Source organism: Streptococcus ruminantium (genome assembly GCF_003609975.1).
GTDB classification, from domain to species: domain Bacteria; phylum Bacillota; class Bacilli; order Lactobacillales; family Streptococcaceae; genus Streptococcus; species Streptococcus ruminantium.
The window spans coordinates 1,496,145-1,515,686 of sequence record NZ_AP018400.1 but is presented as its reverse complement, the minus strand read 5'-3'; the positions used below and the strand labels follow the sequence as shown (position 1 = coordinate 1,515,686).

Annotated in this window: 15 protein-coding genes, 1 tRNA gene and 1 pseudogene; 16 read left to right on the top strand and 1 reads right to left on the bottom strand. The window is 40.5% G+C overall.

The window, feature by feature from the left end; genetic code table 11:
- Positions 1-36: 36 nt before the first annotated feature.
- The 3 genes from SR187_RS07160 (at position 37) to SR187_RS07150 (ending at position 4,425) form a co-directional block, all read left to right on the top strand.
- Positions 37-924: a sulfite exporter TauE/SafE family protein gene (locus SR187_RS07160; RefSeq protein WP_024531537.1), complete on the top strand. Its 888-nt coding sequence runs from the start codon at positions 37-39 to the stop codon at positions 922-924.
- A gap of 12 nt (positions 925-936) precedes the next feature.
- The gene (locus SR187_RS07155; protein ID WP_120171989.1) at positions 937-1,323 is read left to right on the top strand and encodes a DUF1934 domain-containing protein; all 387 of its coding nucleotides are present in this window, start codon (positions 937-939) and stop codon (positions 1,321-1,323) included.
- Between the two features lie 417 nt (positions 1,324-1,740).
- Positions 1,741-4,425 (top strand): cation-translocating P-type ATPase, encoded by a 2,685-nt coding sequence (locus tag SR187_RS07150; RefSeq protein ID WP_120171988.1) that lies wholly within the window; start codon positions 1,741-1,743, stop codon positions 4,423-4,425.
- A 683-nt stretch (positions 4,426-5,108) separates the two neighbouring features.
- Here SR187_RS07150 and SR187_RS07145 read toward each other — a convergent pair.
- The gene (locus SR187_RS07145; RefSeq protein WP_024531534.1) at positions 5,109-5,708 is read right to left on the bottom strand and encodes a TetR/AcrR family transcriptional regulator; all 600 of its coding nucleotides are present in this window, start codon (positions 5,706-5,708) and stop codon (positions 5,109-5,111) included.
- 229 nt (positions 5,709-5,937) lie between these two features.
- Here SR187_RS07145 and SR187_RS10280 point away from each other — a divergent pair.
- From SR187_RS10280 to SR187_RS07085, 13 genes and pseudogenes are all read left to right on the top strand, one after another.
- Positions 5,938-6,024, top strand: a pseudogene (locus SR187_RS10280) (hypothetical protein); the annotation flags it as partial.
- A 416-nt stretch (positions 6,025-6,440) separates the two neighbouring features.
- Entirely contained in the window at positions 6,441-6,929 is a 489-nt protein-coding gene (locus tag SR187_RS07140) for a VanZ family protein (protein WP_120171987.1), read from the top strand.
- 324 nt (positions 6,930-7,253) lie between these two features.
- Positions 7,254-8,349 (top strand): peptide chain release factor 2 gene (gene prfB / locus SR187_RS07135; protein WP_120171986.1). Its coding sequence is split into 2 segments (ribosomal slippage): positions 7,254-7,325 and positions 7,327-8,349, totalling 1,095 coding nucleotides; the frame shifts between segments, so codons are not numbered across the junction.
- A gap of 36 nt (positions 8,350-8,385) precedes the next feature.
- Positions 8,386-9,078, top strand: a complete 693-nt coding sequence (gene ftsE / locus SR187_RS07130) for a cell division ATP-binding protein FtsE (RefSeq protein ID WP_024531531.1) — start codon at positions 8,386-8,388, stop codon at positions 9,076-9,078.
- A complete protein-coding gene (gene ftsX / locus SR187_RS07125; protein WP_024531530.1) occupies positions 9,071-10,000 on the top strand; it encodes a permease-like cell division protein FtsX in 930 nt (309 codons plus the stop codon). The genes ftsE and ftsX overlap by 8 nt, the downstream gene beginning before the upstream one ends.
- A gap of 144 nt (positions 10,001-10,144) precedes the next feature.
- Positions 10,145-10,217, top strand: a tRNA-Thr gene (locus SR187_RS07120).
- A gap of 417 nt (positions 10,218-10,634) precedes the next feature.
- The gene (locus SR187_RS07115) at positions 10,635-12,365 is read left to right on the top strand and encodes an ABC transporter ATP-binding protein (protein WP_024531529.1); all 1,731 of its coding nucleotides are present in this window, start codon (positions 10,635-10,637) and stop codon (positions 12,363-12,365) included.
- Entirely contained in the window at positions 12,362-14,101 is a 1,740-nt protein-coding gene (locus SR187_RS07110) for an ABC transporter ATP-binding protein (RefSeq protein WP_120171985.1), read from the top strand. Before SR187_RS07115 ends, SR187_RS07110 begins: the two co-directional genes overlap by 4 nt.
- A 106-nt stretch (positions 14,102-14,207) precedes the next feature.
- A complete protein-coding gene (locus tag SR187_RS07105; RefSeq protein ID WP_120171984.1) occupies positions 14,208-14,954 on the top strand; it encodes a CPBP family glutamic-type intramembrane protease in 747 nt (248 codons plus the stop codon).
- 147 nt (positions 14,955-15,101) lie between these two features.
- The gene (locus SR187_RS07100) at positions 15,102-15,797 is read left to right on the top strand and encodes an HAD family hydrolase (RefSeq protein WP_024532207.1); all 696 of its coding nucleotides are present in this window, start codon (positions 15,102-15,104) and stop codon (positions 15,795-15,797) included.
- Positions 15,798-16,263: 466 nt separating this feature from the next.
- Positions 16,264-16,968, top strand: a complete 705-nt coding sequence (locus tag SR187_RS07095) for an N-acetylmannosamine-6-phosphate 2-epimerase (protein WP_024532208.1) — start codon at positions 16,264-16,266, stop codon at positions 16,966-16,968.
- Between the two features lie 61 nt (positions 16,969-17,029).
- On the top strand, positions 17,030-18,340 hold the full coding sequence (locus tag SR187_RS07090; protein WP_120171983.1) for an extracellular solute-binding protein: 1,311 nt from the start codon (positions 17,030-17,032) through the stop codon (positions 18,338-18,340).
- A 312-nt stretch (positions 18,341-18,652) separates the two neighbouring features.
- Entirely contained in the window at positions 18,653-19,540 is an 888-nt protein-coding gene (locus tag SR187_RS07085) for a carbohydrate ABC transporter permease (protein ID WP_024532210.1), read from the top strand.
- The last annotated feature ends 2 nt before the right edge of the window (positions 19,541-19,542 follow it).

Below are 19,542 nucleotides of genomic sequence, written 5' to 3'. Positions count from 1 at the left end.
ATGTACCAAAAGCTCTCTCTTTAGTATAATGGAGAAATGACAAATCAACTTATTTTACATGCTATCCAGTTCATTCTTGTAGGAATGATTGTCTGGATGATTTATCTCATTACATCCTATGCTAGACAGAATCATATCTCTCTTACTGAGAAATTCTGGACAGGTTTTGCCATCGGTTATGTGACAGACTTGTTGGATACTTTGGGGATTGGTACCTTTGCAACCTCAACGAGTTTATTGAAAGCCACCAAATTGATTAAGGATGATCGAAGCATTCCTGCGACCATGACAACCGCCCATATCATCCCGATTTTACTGGAAGCACTACTCTTCATTACTATTGTAGAGGTTGAAATGACGACCCTGATTCCTTTGGCGATAGCTGCTTTTACTGGTGCTTCAGTCGGGGCACGTGTCACTCAAAATTGGGATACCAAAAAAGTGCAACGTGTTTTGGGGGTTCTGCTCCTTATTGCAGCCGGAATTATGGTCTATCGGATGGTAACGAATCCGGGAGCAGATTTGGCGAATGATGTTCGCGGTCTGATGGGGTGGAAGCTCCTAGTGGGGATTGTATTTGACTTCTTTATTGGTATGCTTTTGAGCATGGGACTGGGTAATTACGCTCCAGAGTTGATTTTCTTTTCTTTGATGGGAATCAGTCCAGCTGTTGCGTTACCAGTAATGATGCTCAATGCAGCTATGATGCTCTCAGCAGGTGCCAAGCAGTTTATCCAATCCGGTCGAGTAAACTGGCCAGGTGTTCCAGGGATAATTGTCGGCGGTGTTTTGGGTGTTCTGACGGCAGCTATCTTTTTATCCAACTTAGATATCAATAATTTGAAAATTTTAGTTGTTTTCATTGCAGCTTACACAGGCTTTACCTTGCTTCGGGCATCGTTCGTTACTAGGATAAAACGTTAGTAGGAGGAAGACATGGAGATTCGGTTGCGAAATGAAATTGATTTGGATGGTCAGGTCGAAGTGGTAGATCAGCAATTTCAGGTGGAAGTTAGGGAAAAAGGAGAGCAACTTTATCTAATGTACACCAATGATGAGTCAGAAAAAGTCGTCATCAAATGTGACAAGGAAGAATTGGTGATGACACGTTTTTCTGAACCTAAGTCCATCATGCGCTTCATGTTAGACAGAGAAGCCATTGTTACGATCCCTACTCCGATGGGAATTCAACATTTTGTGACAGATACGAAACAGTATCGACTGCATCGTGAAAAACAATATCTTCGACTGCGATATGAACTAAAAGGCTTGGAAAATCAGCGGCGATTTGCTTCTTACAGGATGGAAATCTCCTGGAAGTAATTCCTTGTCAAAAAATATTCTTGAATTTCTCTGAGATTTTGGTATAATAGAGAACAAATCGAGGGAGTAGCTAGCGAAGCATAGCCTTTCATTTTATCTTTTATCATATCTGACGATTGAGGAAACTTGATTTCCTTATTTTCCAGCTTCAAATAATTTGTGATTATTTGAACTCGCCTTGCTTAGTTTCAGTTATGCATGGGTTATTGTCACGGGTTGTACCGTCTCATCTCCAGCCTTCAACAGTGTCCTAGGTTGTTGAAGCGAGTACTAAAAGTAAATTGAAAGACTGCTATTCGTGATATTGTCGTCAATCCGAATTTGTTTCCGGCAATGTATTAAATAGCGAGACTTGTTTTAATAAAACAGGTCTCTTTTTGTTGTTATGCAGGAAAGAGGCCGAAAAGGAGAAGGAAATTGTCAAAAGAACAAAAACGCGATTTGTTTTACACGCAAAGCGAAGAGCAAGTACTGTCAAGCATGAACTCATCTTTGGACGGTTTGTCAAGTGATGAGGCAAGCAGACGTCTAGCTGATTATGGTCGTAATGAACTGGATGAGGGTGAAAAGCGTACACTCTTTGCAAAATTTGTGGATCAGTTTAAAGACTTAATGATTGTTATTTTGGTTACTGCTGCCATTTTGACGGTCATCACAGAAGGTTCTCATGGCTTGACGGATGCTATCATTATTCTGGCTGTTGTCATCCTAAATGCCGCTTTCGGTGTTTATCAAGAGGGGCAAGCAGAGGCAGCCATTGAAGCACTTAAAAACATGTCTAGTCCGATTGCGCGTGCCCTTCGTGATAACCATGTAGTAGAAGTAGACTCCAAGGATCTCGTTCCTGGCGATATTGTTTTGTTAGAAGCAGGTGATGTAGTACCGGCAGATATGCGCCTTTTAGAGGCCAACTCCCTCAAAATCGAAGAAGCTGCCCTTACCGGCGAGTCTGTTCCTGTTGAAAAAGACCTGGCAGCAGTCTTAGTAGGAGATGTACCAATCGGTGATCGTGTCAACATGGCTTACCAAAACTCTAACGTTACCTATGGTCGTGGTCTAGGTGTCGTTACCAATACTGGTATGTATACCGAGGTTGGTCATATTGCTGGTATGCTTGCCAATGCAGACGAAACAGATACCCCGCTCAAGCAAAATCTGCACCAATTGTCTCAGGTCTTGACCTATGCAATTCTTGTGATTGCTGCGGTGACAATGGCTGTTTCAGTCTTTATCCGTGGAGAGGGGATTTTGCCAGCCCTTATGACTTCTGTTGCCCTTGCAGTTGCAGCGATTCCAGAAGGTTTGCCAGCTATTGTTACTGTTGTTCTCTCGCTCGGTACCCAAGTTCTAGCAAAACGGAACTCCATCATCCGTAAATTACCAGCAGTTGAGACACTTGGATCGACTGAAATTATTGCCTCAGATAAGACCGGTACTTTGACGATGAATCAAATGACAGTTGAGAAAGTCTATACTAACGGTCAGTTAATTGATGCTAAAGAAGTGCTGGAAGCTAGCAATACAACACTTCGTATCATGAACTTTGCCAATGATACAAAGGTTGACCCGACTGGCAAACTAATCGGAGACCCAACAGAGACCGCTCTGGTTCAATTTGGTTTGGATCAAAATTTTGATGTTCGTCAAGTTTTAGTAGATGAGCCTCGTGTAGCTGAGTTGCCATTTGACTCGACACGTAAACTCATGTCGACTGTTCATCAACAGGCTGCGGGGAACTTCTTTGTAGCAGTTAAGGGTGCACCAGACCAGTTACTCAAACGTGTAACTCAAATTGAAGAAAACGGTAGCATCCGGCCGATTACTGCTGCGGATAAAGAAACTATCCTTGCAACCAATAAGGAATTGGCTAAACAAGCCCTTCGTGTGCTCATGATGGCCTACAAGTATGTAGATGCTATACCAGAAATGGAAACAGAAATCGTTGAGAACGATCTGGTCTTCTCAGGATTAGTTGGTATGATTGACCCTGAGCGTCCAGAGGCAGCAGCGGCTGTTCGTGTCGCCAAGGAAGCAGGAATTCGTCCGATTATGATTACAGGCGACCACCAAGATACGGCAGAAGCGATTGCTAAGCGTCTTGGTATCATTGATCCAAACGATATGGAAGACCATGTTTTCACAGGAGCTGAGTTGAATGAACTGACGGATGAAGAGTTCCAAAAAGTGTTTAAACAGTATTCTGTCTATGCTCGTGTATCTCCTGAGCACAAGGTGCGTATCGTGAAGGCTTGGCAGAATGAAGGCAAGGTAGTTGCCATGACAGGTGATGGGGTAAACGATGCTCCTTCTCTCAAAACAGCCGACATTGGTATCGGTATGGGGATCACAGGTACAGAGGTATCCAAGGGTGCTTCTGATATGGTACTTGCCGATGATAACTTCGCAACGATTATCGTTGCAGTTGAAGAAGGACGTAAGGTCTTCTCAAACATCCAAAAGACTATCCAATACCTCTTATCTGCTAACACAGCAGAGGTGCTCTGCATCTTCCTTGCAACCCTCTTTGGCTGGGACGTACTGGAGCCTGTTCATCTTCTCTGGATTAACTTAGTAACAGATACTTTACCAGCTATTGCCCTAGGTGTTGAGCCGGCTGAGCCAGGTGTCATGCAACACAAACCTCGCGGCCGAAATTCAAGTTTCTTCTCAGGTGGCGTCTTGAGTTCCATCATTTACCAAGGTATTCTACAGACTATTCTTGTACTAGGTGTTTATGGTTTTGCTCTACTTTATCCAGAACATAGCACCTATGGCGAAATCCATGCTGATGCTTTGACGATGGCTTACCTGACCCTAGGTCTAATTCAGCTGGTACATGCCTTTAACGTGAAATCTGTCTATCAATCTATCTTTACAGTTGGTCCATTCAAGAATAAACTTTTTAACTGGTCTATCGTTGCAGCCTTCTTGCTCTTGATGATTACTCTGGTTGTTCCAGGATTTAATACTTTCTTCAAAGTCTCACTCTTGTCACCAACTCAATGGTTGGTAGCTGTTATCGGTTCGGGTCTCATGATTGTGGTTGTTGAAATTGTTAAATTTGTGCAGCGCAAGATGGGACTGGATGAAAAAGCAATCTAATAAATAAGGGCTCTTTGTCAACTGTAGTGGGTTGATGAAAAGTCATAACCTAGAGCTTGGGACAAAAAGATTTTCAATTTTGAAAATCTCAATTATCAAGTCCTTTAGATTTATAATTGAACAAAAAAAGCGAACAAAACCAGTTTTCTGACAATCAGAATCTTGGTTTGTTCGCTTTTTATATATGAGATTGGACTATTGTCCCAACCTCTTTTTGGCTCTTTTGAATTTTTAGGAGACAAGCTAAAACGGTCTCTTTCCAGGCCGTTTTACTGATGCGGCGGCATATTGCACATCTGAGGTATAAGTCCTCTGCGGGTAGCTGGTAAGCAACTTTCAAGCCAGACTATTGTGAGGTAGCGGATTAAAACAGTTTGGAGAGAGGCCATTTTAAGTCTGATGTTAGAAACCATGCCCATCAGAGGAAGGAAGAGCAAAATCGTGGCTCTACGAACAGAAACATGATATTAAGGTACCTTGGTTGGAGCAACTACTATCAACTTTAAAACGGACTATATCAAAACCAGTCCATACTAAGTGCGGACTGGTTAGTTACCTGAATGATTATCCTGAAAGACGTGTGTTAAAAGTTAGTTGAATCGCCGTGTGCCGAATGGCATGCATGGTGGTGTGAGAAGAATTAAAAATTTGCTTCTACTCGATTGGCTTACATCATTCCAAAGCTACTCATTTTCTGAAATAGATTGCTGTTCCGTAGGTAGCTCTGTAATGAGATAATCATAGAGTGACTCTTTAACAAGTTTTAAAAAAACTTTCTTAAAGTCCTCAGGTGGCAAAGGATTTTCTTGAATAATCCAATTTTTTATAATGGTCGTAGTTTGTTCGACAATGAGTCTTATTAGTACATCATCTGATAGGTGAAATTTTTCACTAGAAGGATGCATATTTTTTATTCCCCATTCAGTGTAGGTAGATACGACAAATTGTTCAAATGAAGGGGCAATAGCAGAGATGTATAGACAACTAACCCATTTTCTCTTCTCATAAATAACAGGAAGAAGCCTGTCTGCTATATAGTCAAACGGATTGCCATCCTGCTCAATATCATAATCACTACAAATTTGATACACCTGTTTATCAAGAAATTGGTACACGTAATCAACAATTTCTTGAAAATTTCTAAAATGTTTCCGATAAATAGCTTGTCGAGTGAGTCCAGCCTCTTTAGCGATTTCTGACATGGTAAAGCCTGTTTTTTCAGGATTTTTGATAGCTAACTCAAAAAAAGCATCAATAATTCTTTCGCGCGTATACTTTGCCATACTTATCCTTTCGTGGTATAAGAGTCAACATCTGCAAGTATATCTTAAAGTCTAGCTTTAAACCCTTAAAAAAAGGGAAAAATCCTAAAAAATAAGTCCACACTGTGTCAACCGATTGTTCTTCATTTCTTATAATTTATGTTGGAAATGTCACCATTACCAGTACCTACAAGCCAACCACTCCTCCTAAGCATAAAAATCTACTCCACTATCATTAACAGGAAGTCATAGCGAGCTAGGACTGACGATTGTCGGACTAGCACTTGCCGGGACTATGAGTGCTCAAGCGATTTACCGAAAGAAGAAAAAGGCATAGCAAACCCACAGAGTGAGCGAAAGCGGAGCTTGATTGTGAGGAAAATAAACTAAGGCAACTGTCTTAACTCTATAATCCAAAAGCGAACAAAATAGTTTTCTATCATTTAGAATGCTATCTTGTTCGCTTTTTATTTAAGATAGAGAATTATTTGAACCATTCCTAGACTGGTATATTGGCTCATGAATCATGAATATTTGAGGTTTAAAATGATGAAACGATAAGTCAGCCTACAGATATAGGGGTAAGATTGAATGTGTTCTCTCTTTTTATGAAGTCTGTATTAAAGGGGCCAAGAGAAGGCCTTTGTATCTGTAAAGTACCTGTAATACGAAAAGCTCTTTGTCACAGAAGTGACATTTTTTAAGCTAGCTTTTATGATATAATGATAGAGCATGTTGAGGGGAGGAGATGCTATGCGGACAAAGAAGTTGAGCATATTTTTATTTTTTGCCTATCTCCTTTTGCTTGTCTGGATGATTGTTTACAAGATGAACCTGAATGTTTTATATGGTCGCTATGATATTGGCAGTATCAATCTGCTTCCTTTTGCAGGTACTGCGGTATATGATGGGGTTCTCTATTTTCCAGAAATACTCTTTAATATCATCAGTTTTATCCCTTTTGGAATCTATATGGAGATGCTCTTTCGCAAGGCATCATGGGGAACAAATTTATTTGTAATCATGTTGGTTAGTTTGTCCTTTGAAGTGGCTCAATATGTCTTTTTGCTCGGCATTGCAGATATTACGGATATACTGGCTAATGTGCTTGGTGGCGCTATTGGTATCAATATTATGTATGTTCTAACGAGTATTTGGCGAGAAAAAGCCTACACGCGTATGAATGTATTTTGCCTTTTTCTGACGTTTCTCGTCATAGCGGTAACCTATTTGATTGTGTAAGTCTTGCAAAAAACCTCTGCATTTTGCTAAAATGGATACAGAGTGGAAGAGATAGGGTTTCTTTTGGAAGTTGATTTTATCAAACGGGATAGTGAAGAGTAAACTGAAAAGGACAATACTTTAATTGTAGAGCTTTTCTAAACATAGTCATAGACTAGCAATTGTGGTATAATAAAGAGATAATACTTTGAGAAAATCGTCAACTTACTTTAGTAGGTATTAGCTCTGGTAAGGATAACCTGCTACTTTGAAGAGAAAAGTAGCAGAGGCTTATCTTCGACTTTTAATTTTTATCAAGTATAAGTAAATAAAAATGAGGTGTATATGGATACAGCAGAAATTCGCCAAAGGATTGAAGAACTTGGCAAAAAACTAACTTCTTTTAGGGGGTCTCTTTGACTTAGAAGGTCTGGAGGAAGAGATTGCCATTCTCGAGAACAAGATGACAGAGCCAGATTTTTGGAATGATAATTTGGCTGCGCAGAAAACATCTCAGGAGTTGAACGAACTGAAAAATACGTATGGAAATTTTCAGCAGATGTTAGATGATTATGAGGAGTCAGAGATTCTTCTAGATTTTCTAGCAGAGGACGAGTCGGTTCGTGAAGAGTTGGTAGAAAAATTGACCAATTTGGATAAGTTGATGACAGCTTACGAGATGACCCTACTCTTATCTGAGCCTTATGACCACAATAATGCTATCTTGGAGATTCATCCGGGATCAGGTGGTACAGAGGCACAAGACTGGGGAGAAATGCTTCTACGGATGTATACCCGTTATGGGAATGCTAAAGGATTTATGGTTGAAACCTTGGATTATCAAGCAGGAGATGAGGCAGGAATCAAGTCAGTGACTCTCAGCTTTACTGGACCAAATGCTTATGGTTTGTTAAAATCGGAAATGGGGGTTCATCGTCTGGTACGTATCTCGCCGTTTGATTCGGCAAAACGACGCCATACCTCATTTACATCTGTGGAGGTTATGCCTGAATTAGATGATACGATTGAAGTCGAGATCAGAGATGATGAGGTGAAAATGGATACCTTTCGTTCGGGTGGTGCCGGTGGTCAGAATGTCAATAAAGTATCGACAGGGGTGCGCTTGACCCATATTCCAACCGGCATAGTAACCCAGTCAACGGTAGATCGGACGCAATATGGCAACCGTGATCGCGCCATGAAGCTCTTGCAGGCTAAATTGTATCAGTTGGAGCAAGAGAAGAAAGCGGCAGAGGTGGACTCGCTCAAGGGAGATAAGAAGGAAATTACTTGGGGAAGTCAGATTCGTTCCTATGTCTTTACTCCTTATACCATGGTTAAAGACCATCGAACTGGCCATGAGGTCAGTCAGGTAGATAAGGTCATGGATGGTGATTTAGACGGTTTTATAGACGCTTATTTAAAATGGCGAATTAGCTAAAATCTAAAGAAAGGACTGTCTGAGACAGAAAATCCTATGGGAATAATAGAAATGAAAGATGTTTCCAAGAAATATGGAAACGGAACGACTGCCCTTCGCGGTGTGTCGGTAAATGTTGAGGCGGGAGAATTTGCCTATATTGTGGGTCCATCCGGTGCAGGTAAGTCAACTTTTATCAAACTCTTATATCGGGAGGAAAAGCTTGATAAGGGAAGACTAAAGGTCGGAAACTTCGATTTAGCCAAAATTAAAAAGAGGGATGTGCCTCTTCTGCGCCGTAGTGTAGGAGTCGTTTTCCAGGACTACAAACTCTTGCCGAAAAAGACGGTTTTTGAAAACATTGCTTATGCTATGGAAGTTATTGGTGAGAAACCACGCAATATCAAGAAGCGAGTAATGGAAGTTTTGGATTTGGTCGGATTAAAACATAAGATTCGTTCTTTCCCGAATGAGCTTTCTGGTGGTGAGCAGCAACGTATTGCGATTGCTCGTGCCATTGTTAATAACCCTAAGGTATTGATTGCGGATGAGCCGACCGGTAACTTGGACCCTGAAAATTCATGGGAAATCATGAATCTTCTAGAGAGAATCAATCTGCAGGGAACAACAATTTTAATGGCAACGCATAATAGCCAAATCGTAAATACACTTCGTCACCGAGTTATTGCAATCGAAGATGGTCGTGTGGTGCGTGACGAAGCAGAAGGAGAGTATGGATACGATGAGTAAGCGATTTTTTAGACATTTTATAGAATCATTGAAAAGCCTAAAGCGAAATGGCTGGATGACGGTTGCAGCTATTTCATCTGTAACCATCACCCTTACTCTGGTTGGTCTCTTTGCTTCTGTCATCTTGAATACAGCAAAATTGGCTACAGATTTGGAACAAAATGTGCGCATCAATGTTTACCTCAGAGCTAATTCGACAGATCAGGTCGAAACCATTGTCAATGAAGCAGGGGAAACTGTCGCAAACCCCGATTTTAAAAAGGTTTACAATCAAATTACAGCCTTACCAAATGTTAAAAGTGTGACTTACTCAAGTAAGGATGAGCAGTTGAAAAAATTGACTGAAACACTCGGCGAAACATGGAATCTTTTCCAAGGGGATGCTAATCCGCTTTATGATGCCTATATTATCAATACCACAGAGCCTCAGTATGTAAAATCTGTAGCAGCTGATATTGCTAAGATTGATGGTGTAACGGAAGTACGTGATGGTGAAGTCGAAACAGAACGTATCTTCAAATTGGCTGATTTGGTGCGTACTTGGGGACTTGCAGCAACAGGCTTGCTACTGTTTACAGCAGTCTTTCTGATTTCTAATACGATTCGTATTACAATCATTTCTCGTAGTCGTGAAATCCAAATTATGCGTTTAGTTGGTGCAAAAAACAGTTATATCCGTGGTCCTTTCCTCTGGGAAGGGGCATGGGTCGGTCTGTTGGGGGCAATTTTACCTTCTATCCTAGTCTATTCTCTCTATCGAGTGATTTATAACTCGGTTAATGCTAGCCTTGCTAGTCAAGATTTATCCTTAATTAGCATGAATGTCTTCGTTCCAGGAATGGTAGGTGCCCTTTTTGTTATCGGTGTCATCATCGGTGCGCTTGGGTCTGTCATTTCTATGAATCGTTATTTAAAGATTTAAAATATAGAAGGTCCGTACGGTTTCATAGGTATTGGGCCTTTTGTTTTTTATTGCGGTGAATGAAAAGCTGATATATCTTTTTCTTTATAAAATTTTAAAAATCCATTGACATTTTTATAGAGACATGGTATAGTAATTGAGTACGCTGGTTTAGCTCAGTCGGTAGAGCGCATCCATGGTAAGGATGAGGTCGCCGGTTCAATCCCGGCAACTAGCATATAGGAGAAACAGCCTTTGTGGTTGTTTTTATTTTTCCTCTTGACTTATATGTTGATTGTGTTAGAATAGAACATAGAAAAAGGAAAGGAGTAAGACAGATGAATACAAAACTTGTCGTTAAACAAGCTGTTTTTTATGGTATACTCCTTTCTAAGCAGGGATAAGATACTCAGTAATAGACTGTTTTTAGCTTTCTATTGAGTTTGGTCTATTTTTGTGGACTTAAGATAAGCCTAGGTGGAGTGTAGTTTACCTAGGCTTTTTTGTGTCCAGTCGTTTGAGAAACTCTTTTGAAAACTGTCGTTTTCTCATCGTGAAGGGAGGAAAAGTGACTGTTTTCAAGGAAGATTCATGTGATTATTGTTAGCCTTGCTCTTGTTCAATAGATTCGATGGTATTTTTATAAAGGAGATATATGTTTCGATTGATTTTTGATTATGTTAAGCGACACAAGCGGCTGTACTTGTTAGTTGCTATAACATTGATTGTTTATGATGCTACGCTTTTGATTCCAACGAAAATCATTCAGCAGATGGTAGACATACTGACAAAAAATAGTCTGACAGATCAAATCTTGATCCAGAATATAGCTGTGCTTGTCTTGGTGACCTTGTTGAACTATGCTACGGCGTTTATTTGGCACTTGAAACTGTTTCAAGCTTCGGTGAATTTCAAGTTTGATATGCAGCAGCGGGCTTTCAAAAAGCTAGTGACGATGCGAACGCCGTTCTATGAGAAGTTTCGCTCTGGTGATGTTATGACTCGCTTTTCAACAGATGTTGATGGCTTAATGGAGATGGCAGGCTACGGTCTGATGATCGTTGTCTATGCTGGAGGTATGCTAGCTTTCGTTATTCCAACCATGTTTTTCATTGATTGGAAGATTTCGCTCATAGCCTTATTACCTATGTTGGTGATGACCAGTTGTTTCTTTCTCATCGGTCGTAAGCAGGACAAGGCTATTGAGGTTAACCGAGAGGCAGTTGCCCAGCTTAATAATGAGGTGTTAGAGGTCGTTGAGGGGATTCGGGTGACACGAGCCTACAGTAAGAAGGCTACTCAAAAAGCTAAATTTCAAGCTCGAACCAAGCAGTTGGCACAGGGAGGAGATCGGATTACTTCCCTTCAATCCCTTTACAACCCTCTTGCTACGATCTGTCTAGGCTTGTCTACCGTTCTTGTCCTTGTGATGGGGACACAGGCGGTCAAGGTGGGGCAGCTTACATTGGGGCAGGTGATTGCTCTTCAGCTCTATATTGGATCACTCCTTGAACCTTTCTGGATGCTTGCAGACTTCATTTTGGTTTATCAGACGGGTAAGACTTCCTTTGAGAAGTTGCAAGAACTGATTGAGACTGGAGACGATTTAGAAGCTGATGGTTCTGGGGAAATAGCAGAGCTAGCTAGTATTTCCTTCAAGGATTACAGCTTTCGCTATCCACAGGCAGAGAGGGAAAGTTTGAGGAATATAACTTGGACTTTGAAGGCCGGTCAGACAGTTGGTATTGTTGGGAAAACAGGTTCTGGTAAGACAACATTGGTCCGGCAATTCCTCCGGCAGTATCCAATTGGTCAGGGGCAATTCACTGTTAACAATCAGTCTGTGTTGGATTTTAAGCGTTCTAGTATGGAGCGAAAAATTGGTTACGTTCCACAAGAGCATATCCTTTTTTCAAAGTCTGTTGGTGATAATATTGCCTTTGGGAAGCTGGCTAGTAGTCCTGAAGAGATTGAGCAAGCCATTGCTACAGCAGCCTTCTGTCAGGACCTAGAACGGATGAGCGATGGGTTAGCTACTATGATTGGGGAGCGTGGGGTGTCTATCTCAGGTGGTCAGAAACAACGGATTTCCATTGCCAGAGCTTTCTTGCGCGATCCTGATTTACTGATTTTAGATGATTCTTTATCGGCAGTAGATGCTCGGACAGAACGCCAGATTATCCAAAATATCCAAAAGGAACGTTCTGGAAAAACCAATATCATTGTAACCCACCGTCTGTCAGCTGTTCACCATGCGGACTGGGTCTTGGTCTTGGATGAGGGACGAATTGTGGAAGAAGGACACCCAATGGATTTGCTGGCCTCAGGAGGTTGGTATTTTGAACAGTATCAGCGTCAACAAAGTCAGGAAGGGGGAGAAGAGTGAGAGTCTTAGGATTTTTATTAAAACAAATTAGTCGAGTCAAGTGGCTATTTGCAGTTGGAATTGGTTTCTATCTTCTAGCTTCGACGATGGTACGTTTGGCTCCTTTGCTCATTCAGCAGGCTATTGATGGGCCTATAACAGACTTGAGCAAGGGACTGCCATTTGATGAAGTGGGTTTCTTGAGTCGTTCCACTCAGTATGTGGGGATGATTTTGATAGGCGCCTTGGGTTTTTATCTGTCTATGCGTTTGCTCATGCACTGTGCCAACCGTATTGCAGCAGCTCTCAGGAACCAAGCTTACGATATTATGCAACGTTTGCCGATTGCTTATTTCGATGATAAGCCTGCGGGAAAGATTGCGACTAGAATTGTTAATGATACAGAGACGTTGCGTACCCAATTTTATGGAACTCTTGTTTATGTGTTTAATAATATTGTCCGACTGGGCTTTACTTATGGTGTGCTTTTTTACATGAATGCTATTCTAGGTTGGCTCATGTTGGTTTTGATTCCACTTTATGTTGGTATCCAAGCATTCTATAAGAAAATGACAGACAAGCCGATGAAAGACTTTTACGATGCCAGAAGCGATGTCAATACGCAGGTAAATGAGACTATGAATGGGGCTAGTCTGATTCAGCTGTTCGGCCAAGAAGAGAGTGTGATGGAGGAGTTTGAAGCTACTGCAGATAAAATGCGTCAGGCAGATAATAAGATCATTTGGGCTCAGTCACTTGCGACTTGGAATTTGAGTGGCTTCCTGCAAAATTTAGTCGTCACTGGTATTTTGACTGTAGTAGGTTATCAATTCCTCAAGGGGCAAGCTGGAGTGACGGCTGGACGACTCTTTGTCTATATCAACTATATCGAGGGTGTTTTCATTGCTCTAGGTGCTTTGGTTCAGCAATTTCCAAATTTGTTGCGTTCTTTTGAAACGGGCAAGCGGTTGATGGCGCTTTTGGAAGAAAAAGTGGAGTCAGACAGTGATCGCACCTTGATGGTTGGTCAAGGACAAGTTATTTTTGACCATGTTTATTTTGGTTACGAGGCGAATCAGTCTGTTTTGAGGGATATTTCTATTCAGGCAGATAAAGGAGAAACAATTGCGCTGATCGGACATACTGGTTCAGGGAAGTCTTCTATTATGAACTTACTTTACCGTTTTTATGATCCGCAAGAAGGGAAGGTTTTGATTGATGGGAAAAATATCCGTGATTACTCACGTGAAAGTTTGCGTAGCTATATGGGTATTGTCTTGCAGGATCCCTACCTGTTTACTGGTACGATAGCTAGCAATGTTTCCATGAATGATGATGAGGCGGATCGGGAGAAAATTCTACAAGCTCTTGAGAAAGTTGGGGCAGGTCCTATGCTAGCTCGCCTTGATAGAGGGATTGATGAGCCTGTTGTTGAGAAGGGCTCAGCCTTCTCCAGTGGTGAGCGTCAATTGATTGCTTTTGCTCGTACTCTTTATTCTGATCCGAAAATTTTGATACTGGATGAGGCGACTTCTCATATTGACACAGAAACTGAGGAGATTATCCAGCATGCTATGGAAGTCGTCAAGGAAGGACGGACGACCTTTATCATTGCTCATCGTTTATCAACTATTCAGAATGCAGATCAGATTTTGGTTTTGGATCAAGGGCGTATTGTTGAACGTGGTAGACATGAAGAATTGATTGGTCTAGGAGGCATCTATGCTCAGATGTATGAGATTCAGGCGCGTGTCTGATGAGGGCATAATCATGGAGTGGTTAGCAGAGATGCTAGAATACCTTGGTTCATTGCCTGTGGGTGATGAGATTAGTAGGGTGTAAGTAAGAGTACAGGAAGAAAGGATGATGATTATGACTGTGTTGGATTGGAGAAAAAAAGATAAGCTACACTATTTAAAATGGTGGGATGTATTGATCATTACTGCAATCATGTTTGGCTATTTCATCTGGAGTTCGATGTCGGCATTTTTATCTTTGGAAGATGTTAATACAGCACCGCTATCCGAATTTTCGGATAGCAGTAATTGGTATGCGCTAGGATTTCAGCTTGTATTGCTTTTTGTAGCTTTGGTGTATTTGTATGTTAGAAATTTTGATTTTGCACTGTGGAAGATAAGGATCACTATCAAATCAGTCTTCATCGGCATTGCCTTATTTATTGGAATAGCCTTATTGTTTGATCTGTATTTTATGATTGTATATAATATCATCCCTTATCCACGTACGGATGATTCGATATTCTATGAACAGCAGGCGACAAATGCATTTTTACATAAATTGTCTACGGTAAATCTGTCACTTCTGCTATATTCGATCCTCAATGGATTTTATGAGGAAATATTTTTCTTGGGAATCTGTTTGAATGTCGCGCCGGATAAAAAGATGTATTATTTTGTTTATTCGCTTCTGGTGCGCTATTCTTTCCATACTTATCAAGGGAATGTTTCGGCGATAGCAATTAGCTTGTTGGTGGGAGGAATCTACTATCTTCTCTATAGGAGAATGAAGGAGAAAAATCTGTTTCCATTTTTCTTAGCACATGCAATAACGGATGTTTTGGGGGCGGGAATCATTTCTTATTTTTTCTAGAGATAATATATTATCGCTGATGAGTTGCCTCCAAATTCTTGATATTATAGCTATGTCCAACAGGTATGGGAGTATTTTTCCCATGTCTGTAATGGAAGGCAAATTTTAAACCTAGGCAGAAGTCTAGGTTTTTGTTATAATCATTTTATGAAAGCATTGATTTTTGATTTAGATGACACTCTGTATAATCAACTACATCCTTTTCAGCAGGCTTTGGAGAAGCATTTGCAAATAGCAGAGGAAGATATAGCAGCGCTTTATCTGGCTTTCCGTCATTATGCTGACGAGGTTTTTGAGGCTGCTGCAACAGGAAAAATGAGCTTGAAAGATAGTCATGTCTATAGGATGAAACGGGCTCTGGTTGATATTGGCTATAGGGTATCGGATGATTTAGCTCTGGCTATTCAGATGGATTATGATTATTTTCAAGGACACCTAGAATTGAACGCTGTTTTTCCAGATATTTTCAGGTATTGTAAGGAACGGGACATTACGATAGGAATCATTACAAACGGTCCTTACCACCACCAGTTGAAAAAGATACGAAGTCTGGGACTTTTTGAATGGTTTGATTCGGATTTGATGATGATTTCAGGACAGGTCGGCGTAGCTAAACCTCATCCTGCTATTTTTCACTTGATGGAGGAGAAATTGGGGCTATCTAGCGAGGAGATTTGCTACTTGGGGGATTCTTTTGAAAATGATGTGGTAGGAGCAAAATCTGTGGGCTGGAAAGCGATTTGGTTTAACCATAGAAAGAGAGAAGTTCCGGTAAACTCCTTTAAGGCAGACAGCCTTGTTGATGAGTGGGATGAATTAGAGGGAGTAATACGGTCGTTATAGTGGCCTTCTGGTGTGATGAATCAGGAGATGGAGAAAAATCCATACATTTGTAATGCGGTGATAATGATGTAGGTATTTGTGAGAATTAAAAAAACTAGCTAGGATGTCAGTAAGTGTCATCCTTTATCCGGTTAAAACTGAGATTTTGCTTCCTGTCTATTTATAAAAAGGAAAGAACTAGCTAAGGTCCTTATTTTAGCTAGTTTTTTGTGTGCTGCAATTTAACCAACTACAGTATCCATTTAGTTCTCATTGAATTTGATGTGTTGTTTCTTAATCTTAGAGGAGAAATTGAAACTAGTTCTATAAAAATCAAACCTTTTTAAAACTAGTTTTAAAAGTAGACCATTTTTTCGTAAAACAGAAATTAGATTTTAAATGAAGCAATGGGATTGAAAAAAAGTTTATATGCTATATAATGATATTGTAAGCGCTATCTAAAGCATAGAGATAGAAAGGAGAAAGAATGGTCAACATCAGCAAAGAGTCCTTCAAAGAGCGGATAAAAGATGGCATCATTGTTTCCTGTCAGGCTTTGCCAGGTGAGCCTCTATATAGAGAAGAAGGTGGTGTTGTGCCCTTATTGGTCAAAGCGGCTCAAGAAGCAGGAGCGGTGGGAATTCGAGCTAATAGCGTGCGAGATATTAGGGAGATCAAAGAAGTAACAGATTTACCAATTATCGGAATTATCAAAAGAGACTATCCCCCTCAAGAGCCTTTTATCACAGCTACTATGAGGGAAATTGATGAATTGGTAGCCCTTGATATTGAAGTCATTGCTCTGGATTGTACAAAACGAGAAAGGCATGATGGTCTGACTATCGTAGAGTTCATTCAGCGGATTAAGGAAAAATATCCGAAGCAACTATTCATGGCAGATATCTCCACCTTTGATGAGGGGGTGACCGCTCATCAAGCAGGAATTGATTTTATTGGTACAACTCTTTCTGGATATACTTCATATAGTCGACAAGAGGATGGGCCTGATATTGACTTGGTTGATCGTTTATGTCAAGCAGGTATGGATGTGATTGCAGAAGGAAAAATTCACTATCCTGACCAAGTTAAAACGATTCATGATTTGGGAGTGGCAGGTATTGTCGTCGGAGGAGCCATTACCCGTCCGAAAGAAATAGCAGAGCGTTTTATTCAAGCTCTGCAGAAAAACTAATTACATTGTCCATCAAACTAACTCCCCTTGGGAGTAGAAAACAAATTAAAGGAGAAGAATGATGAAAAAATTGATGCATTCATTGCTAGCAGGTGCAGCTATCTTGTTGCTAGCTGCTTGTAGTTCGAATACCAGTAACTCAACTGCGAACTCTTCAAAATCTGGAGATTCAGGTAAGACGGCCATTACTTGGTGGGCTTTTCCTGTTTTTACTCAGGAAAAGGCTGAGGATGGTGTAGGAACTTATGAGCAGAAGGTTATCAATGCATTCCAAGAAGCAAATCCAGATATTACTGTCAAACTAGAAACCATTGACTTTACTTCTGGTCCAGAAAAGATTACAACAGCTATTGAGGCAGGTACAGCTCCAGATGTTCTTTTCGATGCACCAGGGCGCATTATTACCTACGGAAAAAATGGGAAATTGGCAGACTTGAATAACCTCTTTACGGATGATTTTATTAAAGATGTGAATAACGACAATATCATCCAAGCCTCTAAAGCTGGAGATACAGCCTATATGTACCCAATTAGTTCTGCTCCATTTTACATGGCATTTAATAAAGCAATGCTAAAAGAAGCAGGGGTCCTTGACCTTGTGAAAGATGGTTGGACTACAGATGACTTTGAAAAAGTTATCAAGGCTCTTAAAGATAAAGGTTACAATCCAGGTTCGCTCTTCTCTAATGGACAAGGAGGAGACCAAGGGACTCGTGCTTTTTTGGCAAATCTCTACAGTGGAAGTATTACGGATAAAGCTGTGACTAAGTACACAACTGATTCTGAACAAATGATTAAAGCTCTCTCTAAGACTGCTAGTTGGATTAAAGACGGTTATATGATGAACGGTTCTCAATATGCAGGTGGCGATGATATTCAAAACTTTGCAAATGGACAGACATCCTATACGATTCTTTGGGCTCCTGCACAGAATGGTCTTCAAGCTCAATTATTAAAAGCATCAAAAGTTGAAGTTTTGGAAGTACCGTTTCCTTCAGAGGATGGTAAAGCAGCCCTTGAATACCTAGTAAATGGTTTTGCAGTCTTTAATAATGGTGATGAGGCAAAAGTTGCAGCAGCTAAAAAATTCGTTCAATTTATCGCAGATGATAAAGAGTGGGGACCTAAAAACGTTGTGCGTACAGGTGCATTTCCAGTTCGTACTTCATTTGGTTCATTGTATAGTGATGAACGCATGGCTATGATTGATAAGTGGACTAATTATTATTCACCTTATTACAATACAATTGACGGATTTGCTGAAATGAGAACTCTTTGGTTCCCAATGCTTCAAGCGGTTTCAAATGGCGAAAAAGAAGCAGAGCCAGCTTTGAAAGAATTCACCGAGAAAGCAAACGCAACGATTAAATAAATGAACTGGAAGTTGCTCCTTTTCTCTGTCGCATACCTATATTTTTTGAAAATCCAATCTCCATACTTATCAAGAGGTTTTACGAGTGAAAAGTTTCACTGAAGCTTCTCAGTCGTATTCATTAGGCTTCAAGCTATAGCCTAGTCGAGATTGCCTGACTTTCATTGAGTATTCGTAGATAAAGAAAGGGAGCTTTTCATACTCTGTAAAAATCAAAATGGTAGGTGTCAAGAGTCATAATGTTAGTCTATTCTTGTTGGGCATTTGTTGATTTTACCGGCTACCAAAACCATTAGAATTGAGGTGTTATAAGTGCAGATAAATAAAATTAGAATGCGGGAGACTGTCATATCCTATACATTTTTAGCTCCAATTCTCATTTTCTTCACTATATTTGTGCTGGCTCCGATGATTATGGGATTTGTCACTAGTTTCTTCAATTATACGATGACAGATTTTACTTTTGTAGGGCTAGATAACTATGTGCGGATGCTGAATGATCCGATTTTTATAAAATCCCTAATCAATACAGTGATTATCGTGGTGGGATCAGTACCGGTTGTTGTTTTCTTTTCTGTATTTGTAGCGTCACAAACTTATGAAAAGAATGTAATCGCTCGTTCCTTTTATCGGGCGGTCTTCTTTCTGCCAGTTGTAACGGGATCTGTAGCTGTGACAGTTGTCTGGAAATGGATTTATGATCCCTTATCTGGTATCTTGAACTTTGTTCTGAAATCAGGTGGTGTTATCAATCAGAATATTAGTTGGCTTGGAGATAAGCAATGGGCTCTCCTGGCGATTATCATCATTCTCTTAACAACTTCAGTTGGTCAGCCAATTATTCTTTACATTGCAGCTCTTGGAAATATTGATAATTCCTTGGTAGAAGCAGCGCGTGTGGACGGCGCCAATGAGCGCCAGGTTTTTTGGCAAATCAAGTGGCCTAGTCTTCTGCCAACAACTCTTTACATTGCTGTTATCACAACCATCAACTCGTTCCAATGTTTTGCACTGATACAACTTTTGACTTCAGGTGGCCCTAACTATTCGACATCTACCTTGATGTACTACCTTTACGAGAAAGCCTTCAAATTATCAGAATATGGCTATGCCAACACTATGGGTGTCTTTTTGGCAATCATGATCGCGGTTATTTCCTTTGCCCAATTCAAAATTTTGGGCAATGACGTAGAGTACTAGGA

Coding starts and splice junctions, on each gene's coding strand:
- SR187_RS07160 (WP_024531537.1), top strand. CDS start 37: ATGACAAATCAACTTATTTTACATGCTATCCAGTTCATTCTTGTAGGA.
- SR187_RS07155 (WP_120171989.1), top strand. CDS start 937: ATGGAGATTCGGTTGCGAAATGAAATTGATTTGGATGGTCAGGTCGAA.
- SR187_RS07145 (WP_024531534.1), bottom strand. CDS start 5,708: ATGGCAAAGTATACGCGCGAAAGAATTATTGATGCTTTTTTTGAGTTA.
- SR187_RS07140 (WP_120171987.1), top strand. CDS start 6,441: ATGCGGACAAAGAAGTTGAGCATATTTTTATTTTTTGCCTATCTCCTT.
- ftsE (WP_024531531.1), top strand. CDS start 8,386: ATGGGAATAATAGAAATGAAAGATGTTTCCAAGAAATATGGAAACGGA.
- ftsX (WP_024531530.1), top strand. CDS start 9,071: ATGAGTAAGCGATTTTTTAGACATTTTATAGAATCATTGAAAAGCCTA.
- SR187_RS07115 (WP_024531529.1), top strand. CDS start 10,635: ATGTTTCGATTGATTTTTGATTATGTTAAGCGACACAAGCGGCTGTAC.
- SR187_RS07105 (WP_120171984.1), top strand. CDS start 14,208: ATGATGATTATGACTGTGTTGGATTGGAGAAAAAAAGATAAGCTACAC.
- SR187_RS07100 (WP_024532207.1), top strand. CDS start 15,102: ATGAAAGCATTGATTTTTGATTTAGATGACACTCTGTATAATCAACTA.
- SR187_RS07095 (WP_024532208.1), top strand. CDS start 16,264: ATGGTCAACATCAGCAAAGAGTCCTTCAAAGAGCGGATAAAAGATGGC.
- SR187_RS07090 (WP_120171983.1), top strand. CDS start 17,030: ATGAAAAAATTGATGCATTCATTGCTAGCAGGTGCAGCTATCTTGTTG.